This window comes from Lysinibacillus sp. A4, assembly GCF_024919535.1.
Classification (GTDB): domain Bacteria; phylum Bacillota; class Bacilli; order Bacillales_A; family Planococcaceae; genus Lysinibacillus; species Lysinibacillus capsici.
The window spans coordinates 235491-255240 of record NZ_JANWTB010000006.1 but is presented as its reverse complement, the minus strand read 5'-3'; the positions used below and the strand labels follow the sequence as shown (position 1 = coordinate 255240).

Below are 19750 nucleotides of genomic sequence, written 5' to 3'. Positions count from 1 at the left end.
TTCTCGAGGGAGAGCAATGGCTTTTAAATCGAAATGTCTGCTGCAACATTGTTGCCTAAAAGCCGCTAATAGATGCCGCGGATTTTTTGAGCAATTTGAATGTCAAGGCGACATTGAAAGCCTTATGTGCATAGTATGAATGAAATTCAATTTCTTGTTATGAGTAAGGAAATGATTTAGTGAGTAGAGGAGTTTATGTTAAATGAAACTGGAGTCAATCCAAGTACCTATAAAAAATCATGTACTAGCAGATTACTGGTCGCCAAATACTGCCATTCATCAATTTTTTGAGTATGAATACAATGATCAAGCTTTTGAGAAAAGAGCGGAGCATTTAGCGCGAAATTCCCGTGATCAAAAAGAATTAACTACAATCATCCGTCAATTTATGGAGCCGCTGGGGTTATCAAAAAAAGCGAATGAACATTTAGAACAACTAGAGCAAGGAGCTATGGTAATAGTTGGTGGACAACAGGCAGGTATCTTAACAGGCCCTCTTTACTCCGTTCATAAAGCTATTTCAGTTATTGCATTAGCGAAAGAGCAAAGTACGAAGCTTCAACAGCCTGTTATTCCTGTTTTCTGGATAGCTGGAGAAGATCATGACTTAGAAGAAATCAATCACACCTATACGGTCCATGGGGAATTGCTGAAAAAAAGAGCTTATGGAGAGCGCTCTAGACGTAAAACGATGGCTTCTGCAACAACCCTAAACAAAGAGTCGATGACGCAATTAATTAATACAATTATTCGTGATATTGGAGAAACAGAGTATACAGAAACGTTGATTAAGCAATTAGTTGACGCATTGAACAATAGTGAAACATTTACAGATTTCTTTGCCTGTCTAATGAATCAGTTATTCAAAGAAGAAGGCTTATTATTAATCGATGCCGCCAACTTTCAATTCCGTCAATTTGAACATAAATATTTTGCTCAAATCATTCAATCCAATGAAGAAATTGCTAGAGTAGTAACGGAAAAGGAGCAAGAGCTTGAATGTGCTGGCTATGGTAAGCCTATTTTAGCAACATATGAAGCCGCTAATTTATTTTACGTAGAAGATGGGGAGCGACATCTTTTAGAAAGAAAAAATGATCTGTTTGTTAATTTAGCGGCAAACCTTAAATTTACACAAGAAGAGCTATTAGAAGTGGCGCATAATCATCCTGAACGTTTAAGTAATAATGTAGTAACTCGCCCGTTGATGCAGGAGATGACATTGCCAGTATTGGCGTTTGTTGGTGGCCCGGGAGAGCTAGCTTATTGGGCGACACTGAAAAATGCATTTTCAGTGTTAGATTTACAAATGCCGATTTTTGCTCCGCGCCTACATATAACTATTGTCACTCGTCATGTAGAGCAATTATTACGCGAGCATCAACTAACTGTTACTGACGTATGGGAAGGGAAAGCATTACACCTGAAAGAACGTTTTATTGCAGATGTACAGGACAGTGAAGCCAAACGCCAAATTCAAGCTATGCAGCAGTTGTTAGTAGAAAAATATGAAGAGCTAGCCTCCTATTTAGAGAAACAGCATCTGCAATTAGATAAGATTCTTGAAAAAAATCAAGAAAATCATGCGAAGCAATTTGACTATCTACAGCAAAAAATTGAACAAACTGTATTGGGTAAGCATGAAACGACGATTCGTAAATTTATGACACTGCAAAATGAATTATATCCTAATGATGGTTTCCAAGAGAGATCCTTTAATCCGTATCAATATTTCAATGAGTTTGGACCTATGTTAATTACTGAAATGCTGAAGCAAAATTATAGTATCGGTAAACACCACTATTTACTTTATTTATAAAAATAAAAATAGATACTTTTTACCTAATTAGTAATTTGATATCCTGTGAATTTGATGAATAATGTCGAGATAAATAGTATTTAAAGAGCTATCCTACCAGGGGTGGCTCTTTTTTTGTATCATTTAGCACATGTCAAAAAAATTCCTAAAGGTCTAATTGCATATTAAGTGATAAAATGTCAAGTTTTTTTTAAAAAAAGTGGAGGAAAGTGGGGGGATGTGGTACATTATTTAATAAAGTGGGGTGAGTAGTATGTTCATGGGAGAATATCAACACTCCGTTGATGCGAAAGGGCGATTAATCGTACCGGCAAAATTTCGTGAAGCTTTAGGCGAAACGTTTGTTGTCACAAGAGGTCTCGATAACTGTCTATTTGGCTATCCTATGAATGAATGGCGAAAACTCGAAGAGAAATTAAAAGGTTTACCAATGACCAAAAAGGATACACGAGCATTTGCGAGGTTTTTCTTTTCTGGAGCAACAGAGGTAGAGATAGACAAGCAGGGGCGTATCAATATCCCAACTACCCTTATGCAACATGCACATTTAGTAAAAGAATGTGTGGTGTTGGGTGTTTCAAATCGAATCGAGATTTGGGCTAAGGATGCTTGGGAAGCTTACTTTAGTGAGTCTGAACAATCTTTTAATGAAATTGCAGAAAATATGATTGGCTTTGATTTTTAACTTGTAATAGGCATTACAACGTGATAGTTGAATGAGGTTAAGGCCTGAGAGGAGCGAGTGGTATGTTCGATCATACAACCGTGTTATTAAAAGAAACTGTTGATGGGTTGAACATAGATCCTGATGGTGTATATGTGGACTGTACACTAGGTGGTGCGGGACACAGTGAATATCTAGTACAACAATTATCAGATAAAGGCCGCTTAATTTGTTTTGATCAAGATATGACGGCTATTGAAAATGCGAAAATTCGATTAGCACCTTATATAGAGCGTGTTACATTTATCCATTCGAATTTCCGTTACTTAAAAGAAGAACTATTAGCTCATGGCATTAAGCAGGTTGATGGTATTTTATATGACTTAGGCGTATCTTCTCCACAATTAGATACACCTGAGAGAGGCTTTAGTTATCACCACGATGCACCACTTGATATGCGTATGGACCAAACTGCAACACTGACAGCATCAGATGTTGTTAATCAATGGGCATACGAAGATCTTGTTCGTATATTTTTCCGTTATGGAGAAGAAAAATTTTCTAAACAAGTTGCTCGTAAAATTGAAGAGGCACGAAAAACAGCGCCGATTGAAACAACTGGTCAACTTGTAGAATTAATTAAAGAGGGTATTCCAGCAGCGGCACGCCGAAAAGGTGGACATCCGGCAAAGCGCATTTTCCAAGCAATAAGAATTGCTGTTAATGATGAGCTAGGCGCAGCAGAGGATTCATTAGTCGATGCGATTGATATGATTAACGTAGGGGGGCGCATTAGTGTCATTACGTTCCATTCATTGGAGGACCGCCTATGCAAGACAATCTTTAAGGAAGCGTCATCATTACCGGAATTACCGCCAAATTTACCTGTAATTCCTGATGACATGAAGCCAACTTTAAAGCTTATTACACGAAAGCCTATTATTCCTTCTGATGAAGAATTGGCAGTTAATAATCGTGCGCGTTCAGCGAAGCTTAGAGTGGTGGAGAAAATTAACGACAAAGGGCGTGAGTAAATGGCAGCAGTTCGTGTAAGGCAACAGCACCAACATCAACAAGTGCAACAACCGATAACACCACCTAGTCCACAACCCACTATCATACGTCGTAAAAAAACGAACCAGAAGTTTGAAAAGACAATGCTAATTGTTTTAATTGGCATTATTGCTGTACTAGGAATTCTTGTATTAAATAAACAAGCAGCGATTCAAACAACAAGTATAGACATTCAAAAAATCGAATCAGAAGCAGAAGAGATTGCGAAACAGAATGTTGACTTAACGGTTCGTGTAAGTGAACTTTCTACATACGAAAACATATGGAAAAAAGCCAAAGAACTCGGTTTAACTCAAAATGAGAAAAATGTAAAGGTAGTGCCGGGAGAATGAAAAAAAAGAGATTTCGATTCCAATGGGGAGCCTTTCTATTATTAATTTTTTATGGAGGGCTCTTTTTTCTATTATTCACAAGAATGGTGACATTACAGGCTACAGGTGAAGTGGAAGGACAAGAGCTTGCAGCGAGAGCAGCAGCTAAGTATGGTAAGGAAAGTGTAATTACAGCTAATCGTGGGAAGATTTATGATCAAAATGGACAAGTAATTGCAGAGGATACATTGAGTTATCGCATGATTGCCATTGTAAGCGAAAAGGCTACAACAGATCCAAAGAATCCTCGACATGTAGTAGATTCGGAGAAAACGGCAAAAGTACTAGCGAAATATATTCCAGCGATGAAGGAAAAGGAAGACGAGATTGTTAAAAAATTGAACAATCGATATAGAAGTGATGGTGAACCTTTATATCAAGTTGAGTTTGGTAGCGCAGGCCGTGGCATTAGTCACGAGGTCATGAGTAAAATAAAGGAAGAAAAATTACCAGGAATTCTCTTTGTGAGTGACTTAAAACGGTATTATCCAAATGGTGTATTTGCCTCTCATTTAATTGGCTATGCTCTCAAAAAAGATAATGAAGATGGCACGGTTACAACCAAGGGAGAAATGGGTCTAGAATATACGTATGATAAAGAATTAACAGGCGTTAATGGCAAGGTGGAATATGAGACAGATGCTTTCCGCTATTTGCTTCCAAACAGTGAGAAAATGATTACACCTGCAAAAAATGGGGACGACATTTATTTAACACTTGATAAAACAATCCAAAGCTTCTTAGAGGAAGCAATGACAAAGGTTGAACAGGAATATAATCCTGAGTCCATGACCGCGGTAGTAGCAGATCCGAAGACTGGGAAGATTTTAGCAATGTCACAGCGTCCTACATTTAACCCAGAAACACGTGAAAGTCAAAATATGAAGTGGCTGAATGAGGTGATTGAGGAGACAATTGAGCCTGGCTCAACGATGAAAACTTTCACGCTTGCTTCAGCTATCGATACTGGAAAATGGACACCGAATGATAGGTTTATGTCAGGTTCATATACAGTATTTGACCGTACGATTCGAGATCACAATAGATATGGTTGGGGTCCAATTACTTATTTAGAAGGTTTTCAACGCTCTGCCAATACTGGTATGGCCCATTTATTAACTAAGATTGGCGATGACGTATTTATTGATTATCTGGATCGCTTTGGTTTTGGGCACAAAACGGGAATTGATTTACCGAATGAAGCAGCGGGTACTATTTTATCGAAGTACCCTATTCAACGAGTAACAACAACTTACGGCCAAGGTTCAACAGTAACACCTATTCAGTTAATCCAAGCGATGACTGCTATTGCGAATGATGGCAAGATGATGCAACCGTATGTTATCGACCGTATTGTTGATTCTTCTACAGGGAAAATTATTCAAAATCATGAACCAGTTGAAAAAGGACAGCCGATTAAAGCTGATACAGCGAAACAAGTACGAGAAATCCTAGCTTCAACATTAACATCAAAACATGGGACAGCGAAGGATTTTATATTGGAGGATTATGAGGTTGCAGGGAAAACGGGGACTGCCCAAATTCCGAAAGCTAGTGGTGGATATCTTTCAAACCAATACCTTTATTCATTTTTAGGCTTGGCTCCTGTAGATGATCCACAGCTAATTGTATATGTCTCAGTGAAAAAACCTAAGCTGAACAATGAGCTTGGATCTGTACCAGTATCAAAAGTCTTTAATCCAGTTATGTTAAATAGCTTAAAGCACCTTAATATCAATCCAGACGATGTTCAACATGTCAATAAAGTCAGCATTCAGGACTTTACAGGTCAAAGTGCTGAAGCGGTTGAAGTAGAATTAGCCAATGATGGTTTACAACCAATTGTTGTTGGTAGTGGTGGTAAAATTATTGAACAATATCCATCGAACACTCAAAAACTGGTAAAAGGTAGTTTTGTATTTTTAAAGACAGATGGCGAGGTAACATTGCCAGACTTTACGAATTGGTCATTACGTAATTTACTAGTCTTCAAATCTATGACTGGACTAGAGATGGAAATATTCGGCGAAGGTTTTGTAGCAAGTCAAAGCGTTTCAGCTGGAACCGTCATCACTGATAGTTCCCCGATTGTTGTTAAGCTTAAAACACCTGCCGAAAGCTTTGTACAAGACGTTGAAGCTGCCTCTGAGGGCGAAGTTGAAGAAGTAGAGGATGAATAATACTGAATAGAAGTCCACTTTATTTCATACGTTGTAAAAAACAAGGTGTGATGTCGAATGAAGTGGATTTCTATCCATTCTAAAAAGCGTTTACGTATTTTATATGTGTTGTTTATGTGTGTAGCAGTGGCAATTGTTGTTAGGTTGTTCTTTTTGCAAGTGTTAGATCAAAAAGAATTGACTACCAAGGCAGAGGAGAACTGGGACAGGGAAATTCCATTTGCGAATGAACGAGGGCATATAACAGATCGAGATGGAGAGAGTATTGTAACTAATAAGCTAGCGCCTACTTTATATTTCATGCCTTCACAAAGCAATGATATTGAAGGAGCTGCTGAAAAAATTGCCCAGGTTCTCGAAGTGGATAAGGCGAAGCTATTAGAGAAAATGCAAAAAAAAGCGTACTTAGTGAAACTAGCACCTGAAGGCAAAAATATACCTTATGAAAAAGCAGTAGAATTACAAGGCATGCAAATTGAAGGGTTATATAGTGGTGTTGATTATTCTAGGGATTATCCTTACGGCACGCTATTATCTCGATTTTTAGGTTTTACAGGGTATGATGCCCAAGGATTAGCTGGAATAGAATATGAATATGATAAATTTCTGCAGGCTAATTCTTCTGCGATCCGTCTCTTTACAGATGCAAAAGGTAATAATTTGCCTAATGTTTCAAGTGCTTGGAAAGCAGGAGAGGATGGTGCTACGATCGAGCTAACAATTGACGTTGATGTACAGCAAGTCGTAGAGCGTGAGATGTCGCAAGCAATGAAGCGCTATGAAGCTGACCAAGCACTAGCGATTGCGATGAATCCAAACACTGGCGAAATTTTGGCATTAGCCTCTTATCCTACTTTCCATCCAGCTGAATATCAATTAGTAGAGCCAGCCATCTACAATCGAAATTTACCTGTATGGATGACGTATGAGCCAGGTTCTACTTTTAAAATTATTACCCTTAGTGCTGCGTTGGAAGAAAACCTAGTGGATTTGGAGCATGAAACCTTTTATGATCCAGGTTATACGATGGTGGCGGGTGCAAAGCTTCGCTGTTGGAAACGTGAAGGACATGGGCATGAAACCTTTTTAGAGGTGGTTGAGAACTCCTGTAACCCAGGCTTTATAGAATTAGGTCAGCGCCTAGGCAATGAACGACTACTACAATATATTAAAGACTTTGGTTTTGGAAAAAAGACAGGGTCTAATATAGCTGGTGAAGCATCGGGTATTTTATTTTCTAAGGATGCCTTTGGTCCTGTTGAGCAGGCCACCACTTCATTCGGGCAAGGGGTAGCCGTGACACCTATTCAACAAGTTCAAGCAGTAGCTGCTGCCATAAATGGAGGCAAGCTTTATACGCCATATGTTGTGAAAAAGGTATTTAATCCAAATACAGGAGAAGTCATACAAGAAACACAACCAGTTGTTAAAAATCAGGTAATTCGTGAAGAAACCTCTGCTAAGGTTCGAGGTGCTTTGGAATCAGTAGTAGCGAATGGTTCAGGTCGACAAGCCTTTCGAGATGGACTGCGCATTGGTGGTAAAACTGGGACAGCACAAAAAGTTGAAAATGGCCGTTATAAAAGTGGAGAATACATCGTATCCTTTATTGGCTTTGCACCAGCAGACAATCCGCAAATTGTTGTCTATGTAGCTGTTGACAATCCGAAAAAGACAACCCAGTTTGGTGGTGTTGTAGCAGCACCTATAGTGGGGCAAATTATTGAGGATGTTGCGCCTTTTGTAGGTATTGAAAAATCGAAGGAACAACTGGAAAAGGATTATCGTTATGGTGACCCAATTACTGTGAAGGTACCGAATTTTATTGGTCAAACAAAGGATGATATTGCCAAGCAATTTTATCCATTCCGTATTGAATGGCATGGAGAAGGGACTAAAATTGGTAATCAATTACCTGAAGTGGATAGTGTTATCAAACAAGATGGTACCATTCATTTATATTTGGAGAACTAAAATAACTTTACCTTTAAAAATTGGGAAAGAACCACTATTATTATGAAGGGTAGTAATAATAAAATGAAAGTTAATGCTTTTTTCTTAAAGAAGAAAGTGAAACAAGATTTAAAGGAGATTTTTCAATGAAACTCGCAACAACACTTACCATTTTAGCTCTTGCTTTTATAGTAACAGTTATCCTGGCACCAATTAGTATTCCACTTCTTCGTCGTCTCAAGTTTGGGCAAAGTATTCGAGAAGAGGGACCAAAATCACATATGAAAAAAGCTGGTACACCAACAATGGGGGGAATCATTTTCTTAATATCCATCCTCCTAACAACTGTTGGTGTAGGTAGCTTTTTAGATTTATTAACGACACAGACCGTAGTACTTTTATTAGTATTAGCAGGATTCGGCTTAATAGGTTTATTAGATGATGGTTTAAAGGTTGTATTTAAAAGAAATTTAGGTTTAACCTCTCTTCAAAAATTGATTGGTCAAATTGTTATTGCTATTCTTGCGTATTTCCTTCTACATGTAGGATCGTTTGATACAACGTTAGCTATTCCTTTTACGGAGTGGACAATTGATCTTGACGTATTCTATGTAGCCTTTTTAATTTTCTGGTTAGTAGGCTTCTCCAATGCAGTGAATTTGACAGATGGACTAGACGGGCTAGTGGCGGGTACTGCCTCCATTGCCTTTGCAGCATTCGGTGTTATTGCGCTATTCCAAAGTCAGGCAGATATTGCACTATTTTCGTTTGCTGTAACAGGTGCTTTATTAGGCTTTTTATTATTTAATGCAAATCCTGCAAAGGTATTTATGGGGGATACGGGGTCATTAGCATTAGGTGGAGCATTGGCTATGGTATCTGTCTTAGTAAAAGAAGAATTCTTGCTTTTACTAGTTGGTTTAGTGTTTGTGATCGAAACACTTTCCGTTATTTTGCAGGTAGGTAGCTTTAAGCTTCGAAAAAAGCGTATTTTTAAAATGAGCCCTATTCATCATCATTTTGAATTATCGGGTTGGTCAGAATGGAAAGTAGTACTTGTCTTCTGGTCAACTGCCTTAGCAGTAGCATTAATTGCAGTCTTATCGGAGGCGTTCTAATGAAAAACTATACAGATTTACAACATAAAAAAGTACTTGTGTTAGGTCTAGCAAAAAGTGGTGTGGCCGCTGCGGAAATTTTACATGAGCTTGGTGCATTTGTAACAGTAAATGATTCAAAACCATTTGATGAAAGTCCAGATGCACAAGGGCTATTACAGAAGGGGATTACTGTAATCTGTGGTCGCCATCCTGAAGATTTACTTGATGAAGGCTTTGAGTTAGTGGTAAAAAATCCAGGTATACCTTATAGCAATCGAATTGTGGCTGATGCCCTTAGTCGAGAGATTCCAGTCTGGACAGAGATTGAGCTAGCTTTTTTAATTAGTGATGCACCATTTATTGGTATAACAGGCTCAAATGGCAAAACAACGACGACAACTTTAATATTCGACATGTTAAGTAACGGAAGTAAAAATCCGTTAATTGCTGGAAATATTGGGACAGTTGCTTGTGGCGTCGCAAAAGAAGCTAATCAAGATGATATCATTGTAACAGAATTGTCTTCTTTCCAATTGATGGGGATCAAAACATTTAAGCCTAAAATTGCTATTTTGACAAATCTTTATGATGCGCATCTAGATTATCATGGAACATTTAATAACTATGCTGAAGCGAAGTTTGGCGTAACTCGTAATCAAGATGACAGTGATTATTTTATTTATAATGCCGACCAACCGATAGTGGTTGGATATGCAGCACAATCTCATGCACAGAAGATTCCATTCAGTTCGAAGGGGCGTACTGCAAATGGGATTAGTGCAGATGATACAACAATTTATTGGCAAGGTGAACCATACATGGATCGCGCGAGCATTGCCTTGCCTGGTAAGCATAATTTAGAAAACATCCTAGCAGCTGTGGCAGCCTGTATTTTAGTTGGCTGTGACAAAGAGAAGATGGAAGAGGTTTTAGCGACATTTGGTGGAGTTAGACACCGTACACAATTCGTACGTGAATGGAACGGTCGTAAGATTTACAACGACTCTAAGGCAACGAACTGTTTAGCGACAAAGAGTGCTTTAGATGCTTTCCAAGCTCCTGTCATTTTACTCGCAGGTGGCTTAGATCGTGGACATTCTTTCGAAGAACTTCGCCCTTGTATGAGTCATGTAAAGGGTGTTGTTGCGTTTGGAGAAACTGGCTTACGATTTGTAGAATTTGCAAAATCGTGTGGTGTCGAACATACCGTCATTGCTCAAAATGTAGAAGATGCTGTTCAATATGCAGCACCGATGTCTTCAGAAGGAGATGTTATTTTACTATCTCCAGCATGTGCAAGTTGGGATCAATATGACAGCTTTGAAATACGTGGAGATGTTTTTATTGATGCTGTAATGAAGCTGTAATGAGCCTGTAACTATTTTAGAATATACTTGACTTGGAAGGATGGCATTACTGAGAGGTAAAGAAAGCTACTTATTGCTCGTCACAACTTTGATGCTATCAATAATCGGCATTATTTTCGTCTATTCTGCAGGTACCTATTGGAGTGCCGTTCATTATAGTGGAAAAATGCCGTTTTATGTGAAGCAAAGCGTATACTTTGTGGTAGCCATTATCGTATTTTTAATCACGATTCGATTAAATATTTTGAGAGAGCAGTCCTTTTGGAAAATGGCCTATATATTTTCGTTAATTTTACTCGTTCTCGTACTGATTCCTGGTATAGGATTGGTGCGAAATGGTTCGCAAAGCTGGATTGGTGTAGGTCCATTAACAATACAGCCAGCAGAGCTAACGAAAATTACCGTCATTGTGTACTTGAGCCATATATTAGCCCAACATAAAACGGGCACTCCTGTTGTTAACTGGCGACATGGTTTCATCCTGTTACTTCCTGTTGTTCTTATCATGTTGCAGCCGGATTTTGGCTCAGTATTTATTCTCGTTGTATCTGTGTTTTTATTGTTTTTTGTCGCTGGCTATCCGCTCAAACTATACGCTATGATTATGCTTGCTGGCGTCGCTGGATTAGTAGGTCTCATAGCGACAGCGCCTTATCGTCTAAAGCGTATAGAAGCATTTCTTGATCCATGGGCTGATCCCTTGGTTAGTGGGTTCCAAGCGGTGCAATCTTTAATGGCTATCGGTCCAGCAGGAATTTTTGGGCATGGCTTTGGACAAAGCCGACAAAAGTTTCTGTATTTACCAGAGCCTCAAAATGATTTTATTTACGCCATTATTTTAGAAGAAGTTGGATTGATTGGTGGCCTCGTTATTTTAGCGCTTTTTGTACTAACGATTTATGCAGGCTATAGATTTGCTGTACAGGCTAAAAACCGAACGTCCTATTATGCGATAATCGGGCTAGTCACAATGCTTATGGTGCAGGCTTTTCTAAATATAGCCGTAGTAATAGGTTTAGTGCCAGTAACGGGTGTTACATTACCTTTTATTAGCTATGGTGGAACATCTTTAGTAACAATGTGGTTAATAATAGGTATTATTTATCAATTAGCGAAATAAATATAAAGGAGGAGTACTTTTGTGGAGAAAGTAATTGATATAGAAGAACGCATACCTACGCTAAAAAAGCGACGAAAAAAGCGTACAAACCGGAAATTTATAGTGCTAATATTACTTTTCTTTATTGTGTTAGCAGTACTCCTTTATTTTCAGTCTCCATACAGTAACATCAATAAAATTACAGTCAATGGTGCTAAGCTAGCGAATGACCAATATTATTTGGAGGCAAGTACTCTTGCACCAGGAAAATCAATGTGGAGTTTCAAAGTGGAAGATATTGAGCAGATTTTATTAAAGGATAAATGGGTAAAAGAAGTACAGGTTAACCGTAACTGGCTACAAGGCGTAACAATTGATATTAAAGAATGGAAAAAAGTTGCGTACTTAGCTGGAGATGGGACTTATTATCCTTTGCTAGAAAACGGCAAGCGCTTTGAACAAACGGGAAATGATACACCCATTGATGCACCTGTTTTTATCGGGATAACTGGTGAAAAGACAATTAATAAGCTTGTTGAACAGCTAGCACAATTAAAGCCAGAAGTATTAGCTTTAATTTCTCAGGTTAACACGAATAGTAATGAAGCAAATCCAAATGCAGTCAAGCTTTATATGAATGATGGCTACGAAGTACGTGCTGTTATTCAGACACTAGCGGAAAAGTTAAATTACTACCCCTCTATTGTCGCACAAATTGCTAACTTAGAAAAAGGTGTGATTGATTTAGAGGTCGGTTCATACTATCGTCCCTTTAACGAGGAATACAACAAGATTAGTATTGACATGGAAGTAAATGCAGATGGTGAAATGGTTAACCAGGAAGTGACAGAAGATGAACAACAAGAAGACGAATAGCAAAGGTAGTTTTTTTACTAGAAAACAATTCGAATTACTAATTGTTTGTGTAACAACAGGATTTATCATCGGCTATTCATACAACCAGGCGAAAGATAATCGAGAAGCAGGCACTCTTAATTCTGAGCTTTTTGAGCAAGAAGATTCTTATCGTGAGGAGCTAATCACTCAACAAGAGCGCAATAAAGAACTCACGGAAGAACTAAATAATTTACAAGAACAAATTCGAAAGTATGAAAAATCCTTTGCTTCAAACGAAAAGGACTATAAGAAGCTTGTTGAGCAAGCAGAAGATTTACGGCTTTTACTCGGTGAACTAAAGAGTGAGGGGAAGGGCATACGTATAACCCTTCAAGATGGAGACTATGATCCAAAATCCTTAAATCCAAATGACTATATTGTCCATGAAAGTCATGTATTTAAATTGTTAAATGAACTAAAAATTTCAGGCGCACAAGCTATTGCTATTAATGGACAACGTGTATTAGCGAGTTCTTATATTCGCTGTAATGGCCCAGTAATAACAATTGATGGTACACAACATCCAGCTCCGTTTGTGATCGAAGCGGTTGGTGATTCAGATACATTAATAGCTTCTTTAAACTTAAACGGGGGCGTGGTGGATCAATTATTAAATGACAATATTGTGGTGTCACTTGAAGAAAATCAGAAGCTTACCATGCCAAAAGTAAAAATAGAAAGTTAGGACAAGTTCTATACTTTAAATTTCATGTTTAATTTAGCCTCCAGTTATATAGTCGATTGTAGAAAATTATACAATGCAAAGTCGTATTCTGAGGGGCATACGATACGTCTAGGAGGGGCTATTTTGAAAAGAAATATGTACACCCGAATAACGATCGTGCTATTTATTATCGGTTTGATGATAGCGGTACAATACAATACCATACAAAAACCAGCTGAGCGAGATACACGAGATATTTGGGCAATAAGAGAGGAATTAGCACAAGAAAAACAAAGACATTCCGCACTACTGGCAGAAATTCGCTCACTTCATGAAGTAGTGGATCGCTATGAGCAATCTGAAAAAGTAAATCAGCAAGCAGCCTTAAATGAAACATTAAATCGTTTAAAGCTGCAAGCAGGATTAACAGAAGTTATAGGGCCAGGTGTTGTACTTCGAGTTGAACCTGCACCTGAACTGATAGAAATGGGCTATGAAATTCAAGAGATTTCACCTGATTTGTTAACTCAATTATTGAATACCCTTTTTAAGAACAATGCTACTAATGTCTCAATTGATGGTAATCGTGTAGTACAAACAACAGCCATACGTGATATCAATGGTAAGACAACGGTAAACAGTATACCACTGTCTTCGCCTTCATTTGAGATATTTGTTGGGACAAGCGATTATAAAGCAGCGCAAAAAATGTATAATTCCTTGCTGGCCTCAACATTTATAGACTCATTTTATTTAGACAATTTTAATTTAGTAATTGAAGAACCAATTGAACAGTTACAACTTCCAGCATTTGATCAGCCGTTGACAAATGATTATTTAGCAGAGGTAAAAAAAGGAGATTAATATATGTGGCTACCATTTTTAGGTTTGATATTTGGACTTGCCCTTGGCTTGTTAACAAATATACAAATCCCCTCTATGTATGAAAATTATCTGTCAATAGCTGTTTTAGCAGCTTTAGATACATTATTTGGAGGTATTCGTGCTCAATTACAGCAAGTTTACGATGATAAAGTTTTTGTATCAGGATTCTTTTTTAATATAGTTCTAGCAGCAGGATTAGCTTTTATAGGAGTGAATTTGGGGATAGATTTGTATTTAGCAGCGATTTTCGCTTTCGGAGTACGTTTATTCCAAAATATAGCAATCATTAGGCGTATATTACTAACTCGGTTAGATGAGAAACGTCACAAGCGGAAAAAAACTTCCATAGAATGAGAGAAAAATTGACCAAAATACTCGATTTGCTTAGACATTATGCGAAGTTTACAATAGAATGAAAACAAGAGCATTTTTCAAGGAGGTGCAGCGAATTGAATCAGCAAGATTTATACATTTCCCTTGATATTGGGTCCTCCTCTGTCAAGGTATTAATAGGTGAAATGAGTGACGGGCAATTACATGTAATTGGCGTCGGAAATGTAAAGTCGAATGGAGTTCGAAAAGGTGCGATTGTTGATATTGATGCAACAGTACAATCTATTCGAAAAGCAATAGAACAGGCCGAACGAATGACTGGTTATCAAATCCATGAAGTCGTTTTAGGCGTTCCAGCTAACCAGACGATGTTACAGCTAGTTAAAGGTGTTGTCGCTGTAAATAGTGAAAATAGAGAAATTACAGATGATGATTTAGACAGAGTGGTAGAATCTGCACAAGTCATGTCAATACCTCCTGAACGTGAATTAGTTAACATCATTCCAAGACAGTTTATTGTGGACAACCTTGATGAAATTAAAGATCCTCGTGGTATGATTGGCATCCGTCTTGAAATGGATGCAACAATGATAACGACATCCAAAACGCTTTTACACAATGTTCTTCGCTGTGTTGAGCGAGCGGGTTTAAGTATACGAGAAATATATTTGCAGCCATTAGCATCAGGCTACTTTGCATTAACAGAAGATGAAAAAAACCAAGGAACTGCCTTCATTGACTTAGGTGGCGGATCTACAACAATTGCAGTTTTTGAAGAGGGATTATTAACGCATACGGGTGTCATACCAGTTGGTGGTGATCATATAACGAAAGATATTTCAATCGTTTTAAAAACACCAACAGAACAAGCAGAACAAATTAAACACCAGTTTGGACATGCCTTTTATGATGACGCATCAGATGATGAACTCTTTGAAGTGCCTGTCGTGGGTACAGATTCTACTGATCAGTACAGCCAACGCTATATATCGGAGATTATCGGTGCTAGATTAGAAGAATTACTAGAGTTAGTTATAGATGAATTAGCACGTTTAGGTGTTAGAGATTTACCAGGCGGTGTAGTTTTAACTGGTGGTGTTGCAAAGCTTGAGGGGATTGCCCAATTAGCACGTCAAATTCTACAAACGCGTGTTAGAATCTATACACCCGATTATATCGGTGTTAGAGAGCCTTCATTTGCGACGGCAGTTGGACTTATTCGTTACGCCTATTTAGAAGATGATTTTTACGGTAAAAGTACGAATACGCAGCCTGTTGAATATGCAGTTGTAGGGGCTCAACCAGCTATAAGCAAAAAGCAAGAGTATTCTGCACCTTCAGAACCAAAAGAAAGCGTAATTGGGAGAGCAAAAAAATTATTTGATAAGTTTTTTGATTAACTAGAATGCGTAATGAATGATACAGAGTCGAGTTACCGTGGGAGGAAAAAGAGATGTTAGAATTTGATACAAGTGTTGACGAACTTGCAGTAATAAAGGTCATAGGTGTTGGTGGCGGCGGTAACAACGCTGTCAATCGAATGATAGAACATGGTGTACAGGGTGTTGACTTTATCGCAGTTAACACGGATGCACAGGCATTAAATTTATCCAAAGCGGAAGTAAGGCTACAAATTGGGGCTAAATTAACGCGTGGATTAGGTGCAGGTGCAAATCCAGAAGTAGGAAAAAAAGCTGCTGAAGAGAGCAGAGAACAGTTAGAAGAGGTTTTAAGAGGCGCCGATATGGTATTCGTGACTGCTGGTATGGGCGGCGGAACGGGTACTGGAGCAGCTCCAGTGATTGCACAAATTGCACGTGAATTGGGAGCCCTAACAGTAGGTGTTGTCACTCGTCCATTTACTTTTGAAGGTCGTAAACGTCAAACACAAGCAATCGGTGGAATTGGCGGTATGAAAGAAGCAGTAGATACACTGATTGTGATACCAAACGACAAGCTACTACAAATAGTTGATAAATCAACACCGATGTTAGAAGCCTTTAGAGAAGCCGATAATGTATTACGTCAAGGTGTACAAGGTATTTCAGATTTAATTGCTACACCTGGTCTTATTAACTTAGACTTTGCAGACGTGAAAACGATTATGTCCAACAAAGGTTCAGCTTTAATGGGAATTGGTATTGCAACAGGGGAAAATCGAGCTTCTGAGGCTGCAAAGAAAGCTATTTCAAGTCCATTGCTTGAATCATCCATTGATGGCGCTAAAGGTGTTCTTATGAACATTACAGGTGGTTCAAATCTTAGCTTATTTGAAGTACAAGAAGCAGCAGATATCGTAGCTTCTGCATCAGATGAAGAGGTAAATATGATTTTCGGTTCTGTAATTAATGAAAATCTTAAAGATGAAATTATTGTTACAGTTATTGCGACAGGCTTCACCGAGGAAGCTTTACAGCAACAACGACCTACAGCAAAACCAACACTTAACATGAACAGACAATCTGCTCCACAGCAACAAGCACCTATTCGTGAACAACGACAAGAAATGCATGTTCAACATGAGCAGCCACGTCAAAATCAGCAAAATTATGCACAGGATGACATGCTTGAGGTTCCGGCATTTTTACGTAACCGCAAAAATCGTGGTTAATTAACTTCTAAAAAGCTCGTATTTTACATATGTAAAATACGAGCTTTTTATATTGACTGCCATGATGTTCGAATGTGTAAGGAAACCATGTTTTTTGTCAAAACATTTTTAGGAAATGATGCGATTGTTTGACAATATTTGTGGGAGTAACGTGCTAACTTTGTAAGTAGGAGGCGGCTGTTATGTATGGAGAATGGCTGGTGCTCATTAATACGCTTTTTAATCTAGCGATACTCACGTTTACGGCAAGAGTAACAGGAGTCCTTGTAAAAAATTCAAGATTATTAATGAGTTCTATTTGTAGTAGTTTTGTAGCTGTCATTGGCGGTCAAATGCTGTGGACGACAATTCTGAGTTTTATATTGTTAATTGGTATAGCGTTTCACTTTAAGATTCGAAGCTTTCAGAAGCAAGGACCGATTGTATTAACAGCAACGATCGTCATTGGCGGATTGTTAACAGCGCTACAACCTTTTTTAAAAAATCTTTCTGCCACCCATTTCATTATGATTTGCTTTTTGCTTGCAGTTTTAAATCTTATTGCATTTTATAAGCAATGGGGTTTTGTAAAGCTAGAACGCTTAAGTGGTCAATTTGTATTTGATACAACTTTAACAATCTTTGGGGCAAAAATACCACTTTCTGCCTTTGTAGATACAGGAAATCAAGCCATTGAGCCATTATCAGGAAAGCCGGTTCATTTTGTTTCCTATACTGCTTTGAGACCACATTTACCTTCAGCGTTCCGGGAATCATTAATGAAATGGCAAGAAACAGATCCGTACAATGTATCTATGTTTTCAGAAGATTATCAGCGTTATATACGATTTATTCATGTCAATACAGTACAGCAGCAAACCGTTGTCCTTGGTTTTCGCTTTGATGAGTGGCATATAAAGGGGGAGCCTTCGCAAGTGAAAATGAATGAATATATCGTATTAACCAAAAAAGCTAAAAATTTTCCACATAGCACAGCAGCAATTTTACATTTTTCAGCGCTTTCAAATAACTCATAGAGGGGGAGAACTATTGCTTCTTAGGCTACTTGCTAGCTTGAAAAAATTATGGAGTAAGTTTCGGAGTCGTGAAACGTACTATATAGGGGGAAATGATTCATTGCCAGTGCCATTAAGTCGAGAAGAAGAAGTTACAGTCATTGCATCCTTTATGAATGGTGATTTACGAGCTAGAGACACACTAATTGAACGTAATTTACGTCTTGTTGTTTATATTGCTAGACGTTTTGATAATACGGGAACGCCAATCGAAGACTTAATCAGTATTGGCTCCATTGGTTTAATAAAGGCAATTGAGACGTTCAATACGGATAAAAATATTAAGCTTGCAACATACGCATCACGCTGTATTGAAAATGAAATTTTAATGCATTTACGAAAAACAAGTCGTATGAAGGGTGAAGTATCCTTAGATGAACCATTAAATTCTGATGCAGATGGAAATGAATTATTACTGTCAGATATTTTAGGAACAGAAGAGCATATTATTTTAGATAATGTAGAGAAAAAAATTGAACGTCAGCATATGTTCCACGCTATTAATTTACTAGGTGCGCGTGAACGTTATATTATGGAATGTCGCTTTGGTCTCAATGGAAAAGTTGAAATGACACAAAAAGAAGTTGCAGATCATTTAGGCATATCGCAATCATATATTTCCCGTTTAGAAAAGAAAATTATTCAAGATTTACGTGAAAATTTAAATCAACCAATTTCTTAGAAAGGGAAATTTATCCTACCTAAAATTGGTCGCAGCTTTTGTGCATATTCTTGTTTCTCTCGGACAAACTGATGTCACGGTTTAGTCAGAGAATAACATCCGGAGGAATCGAATATGCGAACAAAAGTAGATCTTTGCGGCTTAGATACATCGACTTTGCCAATTCTAAAGCACGAGGAAATGAAGGAACTCTTCATCCGATTGCAAGCTGGAGAAACAGAGATTAGAGAAGAGCTTGTGATGTGCAATTTAAGGTTAGTGCTTAGTATTGTCGGTAGATTTGCCTATAGAGGTGAACAGGCAGATGATTTATTTCAAGTTGGCTGTATTGGCCTCATGAAAGCCATTGATCATTTTGATTTAAAGCATAATGTAAGATTTTCGACATATGCTGTACCAATGATTATTGGTGAAATTCGTCGCCATCTGCGTGATCATCATGCATTACGTGTATCTCGCTCTCTAAGAGATATAGCTTATAAGGCAATGCAGGCAAAAGAGCAATGGATAACCGATAATTTGCGAGAACCAACGATTGAAGAAATTGCCGAGATGATTGACATGAAAAAGGAAGACGTTTTATTTGCTTTAGATGCCATTCAAGATCCAGTTTCATTACAGGAACCCATTTATTCAGATGGCGGAGATGCCGTTTATATGATGGACCAATTACGTGATGATGATGTATCAGAGGATCAATGGGTTGCCTATGTGTCGGTAAAGGAAAGCTTGCAAAAGCTAGATGAACGTCAGCAAATGATCGTTGCCAAACGATTTTATTATGGAGAGACCCAAACTGAGATTGCCAAAGAACTTGGGATTTCTCAAGCACAAATATCACGTCTTGAAAAAAATGCAATTGAAACAATGCAAAAAGATTACAAATAAAAAAATGCGCATCGTATAATTCGGTGCGCATTTTATCTTCATTCAATGAACAAATGATACATAAATATAAAGTAACAGCAAAGTTTGATGGTAGTAGAAATGTTTATA

18 protein-coding genes are annotated in these 19750 nt (G+C 38.0%); all 18 read left to right on the top strand.

From position 1 onward, the window contains the following. Positions 1 to 202: 202 nt before the first annotated feature. On the top strand, positions 203 to 1819 hold the full coding sequence (gene bshC / locus NY607_RS14305) for a bacillithiol biosynthesis cysteine-adding enzyme BshC (RefSeq protein ID WP_131521631.1): 1617 nt from the start codon (positions 203 to 205) through the stop codon (positions 1817 to 1819). Positions 1820 to 2072: 253 nt separating this feature from the next. Beyond that, positions 2073 to 2504, top strand: a complete 432-nt coding sequence (gene mraZ, locus NY607_RS14300) for a division/cell wall cluster transcriptional repressor MraZ (protein ID WP_048394670.1) — start codon at positions 2073 to 2075, stop codon at positions 2502 to 2504. A 62-nt stretch (positions 2505 to 2566) separates the two neighbouring features. Next, the gene (gene rsmH / locus NY607_RS14295) at positions 2567 to 3517 is read left to right on the top strand and encodes a 16S rRNA (cytosine(1402)-N(4))-methyltransferase RsmH (protein ID WP_048394669.1); all 951 of its coding nucleotides are present in this window, start codon (positions 2567 to 2569) and stop codon (positions 3515 to 3517) included. Then, the gene (gene ftsL / locus NY607_RS14290; protein ID WP_004224836.1) at positions 3518 to 3889 is read left to right on the top strand and encodes a cell division protein FtsL; all 372 of its coding nucleotides are present in this window, start codon (positions 3518 to 3520) and stop codon (positions 3887 to 3889) included. It begins immediately after the preceding gene. Then, complete coding sequence (locus tag NY607_RS14285) at positions 3886 to 6108, top strand: penicillin-binding protein (protein WP_131521630.1); 2223 nt, start codon at positions 3886 to 3888, stop codon at positions 6106 to 6108. The genes ftsL and NY607_RS14285 overlap by 4 nt, the downstream gene beginning before the upstream one ends. A 57-nt stretch (positions 6109 to 6165) precedes the next feature. Next, on the top strand, positions 6166 to 8082 hold the full coding sequence (locus NY607_RS14280; RefSeq protein ID WP_103117543.1) for a stage V sporulation protein D: 1917 nt from the start codon (positions 6166 to 6168) through the stop codon (positions 8080 to 8082). 125 nt (positions 8083 to 8207) lie between these two features. Beyond that, positions 8208 to 9179 carry a phospho-N-acetylmuramoyl-pentapeptide-transferase gene (gene mraY / locus NY607_RS14275; RefSeq protein ID WP_131521629.1) on the top strand — a complete coding sequence of 324 codons (972 nt, stop codon included), beginning with the start codon at positions 8208 to 8210 and terminating at the stop codon, positions 9177 to 9179. After that, the gene (murD, locus tag NY607_RS14270) at positions 9179 to 10528 is read left to right on the top strand and encodes a UDP-N-acetylmuramoyl-L-alanine--D-glutamate ligase (protein WP_131521628.1); all 1350 of its coding nucleotides are present in this window, start codon (positions 9179 to 9181) and stop codon (positions 10526 to 10528) included. The genes mraY and murD overlap by 1 nt, the downstream gene beginning before the upstream one ends. Positions 10529 to 10568: 40 nt before the next feature. Beyond that, a complete protein-coding gene (gene ftsW / locus NY607_RS14265) occupies positions 10569 to 11648 on the top strand; it encodes a putative lipid II flippase FtsW (RefSeq protein WP_131521627.1) in 1080 nt (359 codons plus the stop codon). Between the two features lie 21 nt (positions 11649 to 11669). Then, a complete protein-coding gene (locus NY607_RS14260) occupies positions 11670 to 12503 on the top strand; it encodes a cell division protein FtsQ/DivIB (protein WP_048394656.1) in 834 nt (277 codons plus the stop codon). Next, on the top strand, positions 12481 to 13209 hold the full coding sequence (locus NY607_RS14255; protein WP_131521626.1) for a DUF881 domain-containing protein: 729 nt from the start codon (positions 12481 to 12483) through the stop codon (positions 13207 to 13209). The genes NY607_RS14260 and NY607_RS14255 overlap by 23 nt, the downstream gene beginning before the upstream one ends. A gap of 123 nt (positions 13210 to 13332) precedes the next feature. Beyond that, a complete protein-coding gene (locus tag NY607_RS14250; RefSeq protein ID WP_237899549.1) occupies positions 13333 to 14052 on the top strand; it encodes a DUF881 domain-containing protein in 720 nt (239 codons plus the stop codon). Positions 14053 to 14055: 3 nt separating this feature from the next. Then, positions 14056 to 14427 (top strand): small basic family protein, encoded by a 372-nt coding sequence (locus tag NY607_RS14245; protein ID WP_004224852.1) that lies wholly within the window; start codon positions 14056 to 14058, stop codon positions 14425 to 14427. 95 nt (positions 14428 to 14522) lie between these two features. Beyond that, the gene (ftsA, locus tag NY607_RS14240; protein ID WP_004224856.1) at positions 14523 to 15806 is read left to right on the top strand and encodes a cell division protein FtsA; all 1284 of its coding nucleotides are present in this window, start codon (positions 14523 to 14525) and stop codon (positions 15804 to 15806) included. Positions 15807 to 15859: 53 nt separating this feature from the next. Beyond that, a complete protein-coding gene (ftsZ, locus tag NY607_RS14235; protein ID WP_004224858.1) occupies positions 15860 to 17017 on the top strand; it encodes a cell division protein FtsZ in 1158 nt (385 codons plus the stop codon). A 182-nt stretch (positions 17018 to 17199) separates the two neighbouring features. Continuing rightward, entirely contained in the window at positions 17200 to 18033 is an 834-nt protein-coding gene (locus tag NY607_RS14230) for a sigma-E processing peptidase SpoIIGA (protein WP_131521624.1), read from the top strand. A 13-nt stretch (positions 18034 to 18046) separates the two neighbouring features. Next, positions 18047 to 18754 carry an RNA polymerase sporulation sigma factor SigE gene (gene sigE / locus NY607_RS14225; RefSeq protein ID WP_009373518.1) on the top strand — a complete coding sequence of 236 codons (708 nt, stop codon included), beginning with the start codon at positions 18047 to 18049 and terminating at the stop codon, positions 18752 to 18754. A gap of 114 nt (positions 18755 to 18868) precedes the next feature. Further along, complete coding sequence (sigG, locus tag NY607_RS14220; RefSeq protein ID WP_004227313.1) at positions 18869 to 19642, top strand: RNA polymerase sporulation sigma factor SigG; 774 nt, start codon at positions 18869 to 18871, stop codon at positions 19640 to 19642. Positions 19643 to 19750: the final 108 nt, after the last annotated feature.

Coding starts and splice junctions, on each gene's coding strand:
- bshC (WP_131521631.1), top strand. CDS start 203: ATGAAACTGGAGTCAATCCAAGTACCTATAAAAAATCATGTACTAGCA.
- mraZ (WP_048394670.1), top strand. CDS start 2,073: ATGTTCATGGGAGAATATCAACACTCCGTTGATGCGAAAGGGCGATTA.
- rsmH (WP_048394669.1), top strand. CDS start 2,567: ATGTTCGATCATACAACCGTGTTATTAAAAGAAACTGTTGATGGGTTG.
- ftsL (WP_004224836.1), top strand. CDS start 3,518: ATGGCAGCAGTTCGTGTAAGGCAACAGCACCAACATCAACAAGTGCAA.
- NY607_RS14285 (WP_131521630.1), top strand. CDS start 3,886: ATGAAAAAAAAGAGATTTCGATTCCAATGGGGAGCCTTTCTATTATTA.
- NY607_RS14280 (WP_103117543.1), top strand. CDS start 6,166: ATGAAGTGGATTTCTATCCATTCTAAAAAGCGTTTACGTATTTTATAT.
- mraY (WP_131521629.1), top strand. CDS start 8,208: ATGAAACTCGCAACAACACTTACCATTTTAGCTCTTGCTTTTATAGTA.
- murD (WP_131521628.1), top strand. CDS start 9,179: ATGAAAAACTATACAGATTTACAACATAAAAAAGTACTTGTGTTAGGT.
- ftsW (WP_131521627.1), top strand. CDS start 10,569: ATGGCATTACTGAGAGGTAAAGAAAGCTACTTATTGCTCGTCACAACT.
- NY607_RS14255 (WP_131521626.1), top strand. CDS start 12,481: ATGAACAACAAGAAGACGAATAGCAAAGGTAGTTTTTTTACTAGAAAA.
- NY607_RS14245 (WP_004224852.1), top strand. CDS start 14,056: ATGTGGCTACCATTTTTAGGTTTGATATTTGGACTTGCCCTTGGCTTG.
- ftsZ (WP_004224858.1), top strand. CDS start 15,860: ATGTTAGAATTTGATACAAGTGTTGACGAACTTGCAGTAATAAAGGTC.
- NY607_RS14230 (WP_131521624.1), top strand. CDS start 17,200: ATGTATGGAGAATGGCTGGTGCTCATTAATACGCTTTTTAATCTAGCG.
- sigG (WP_004227313.1), top strand. CDS start 18,869: ATGCGAACAAAAGTAGATCTTTGCGGCTTAGATACATCGACTTTGCCA.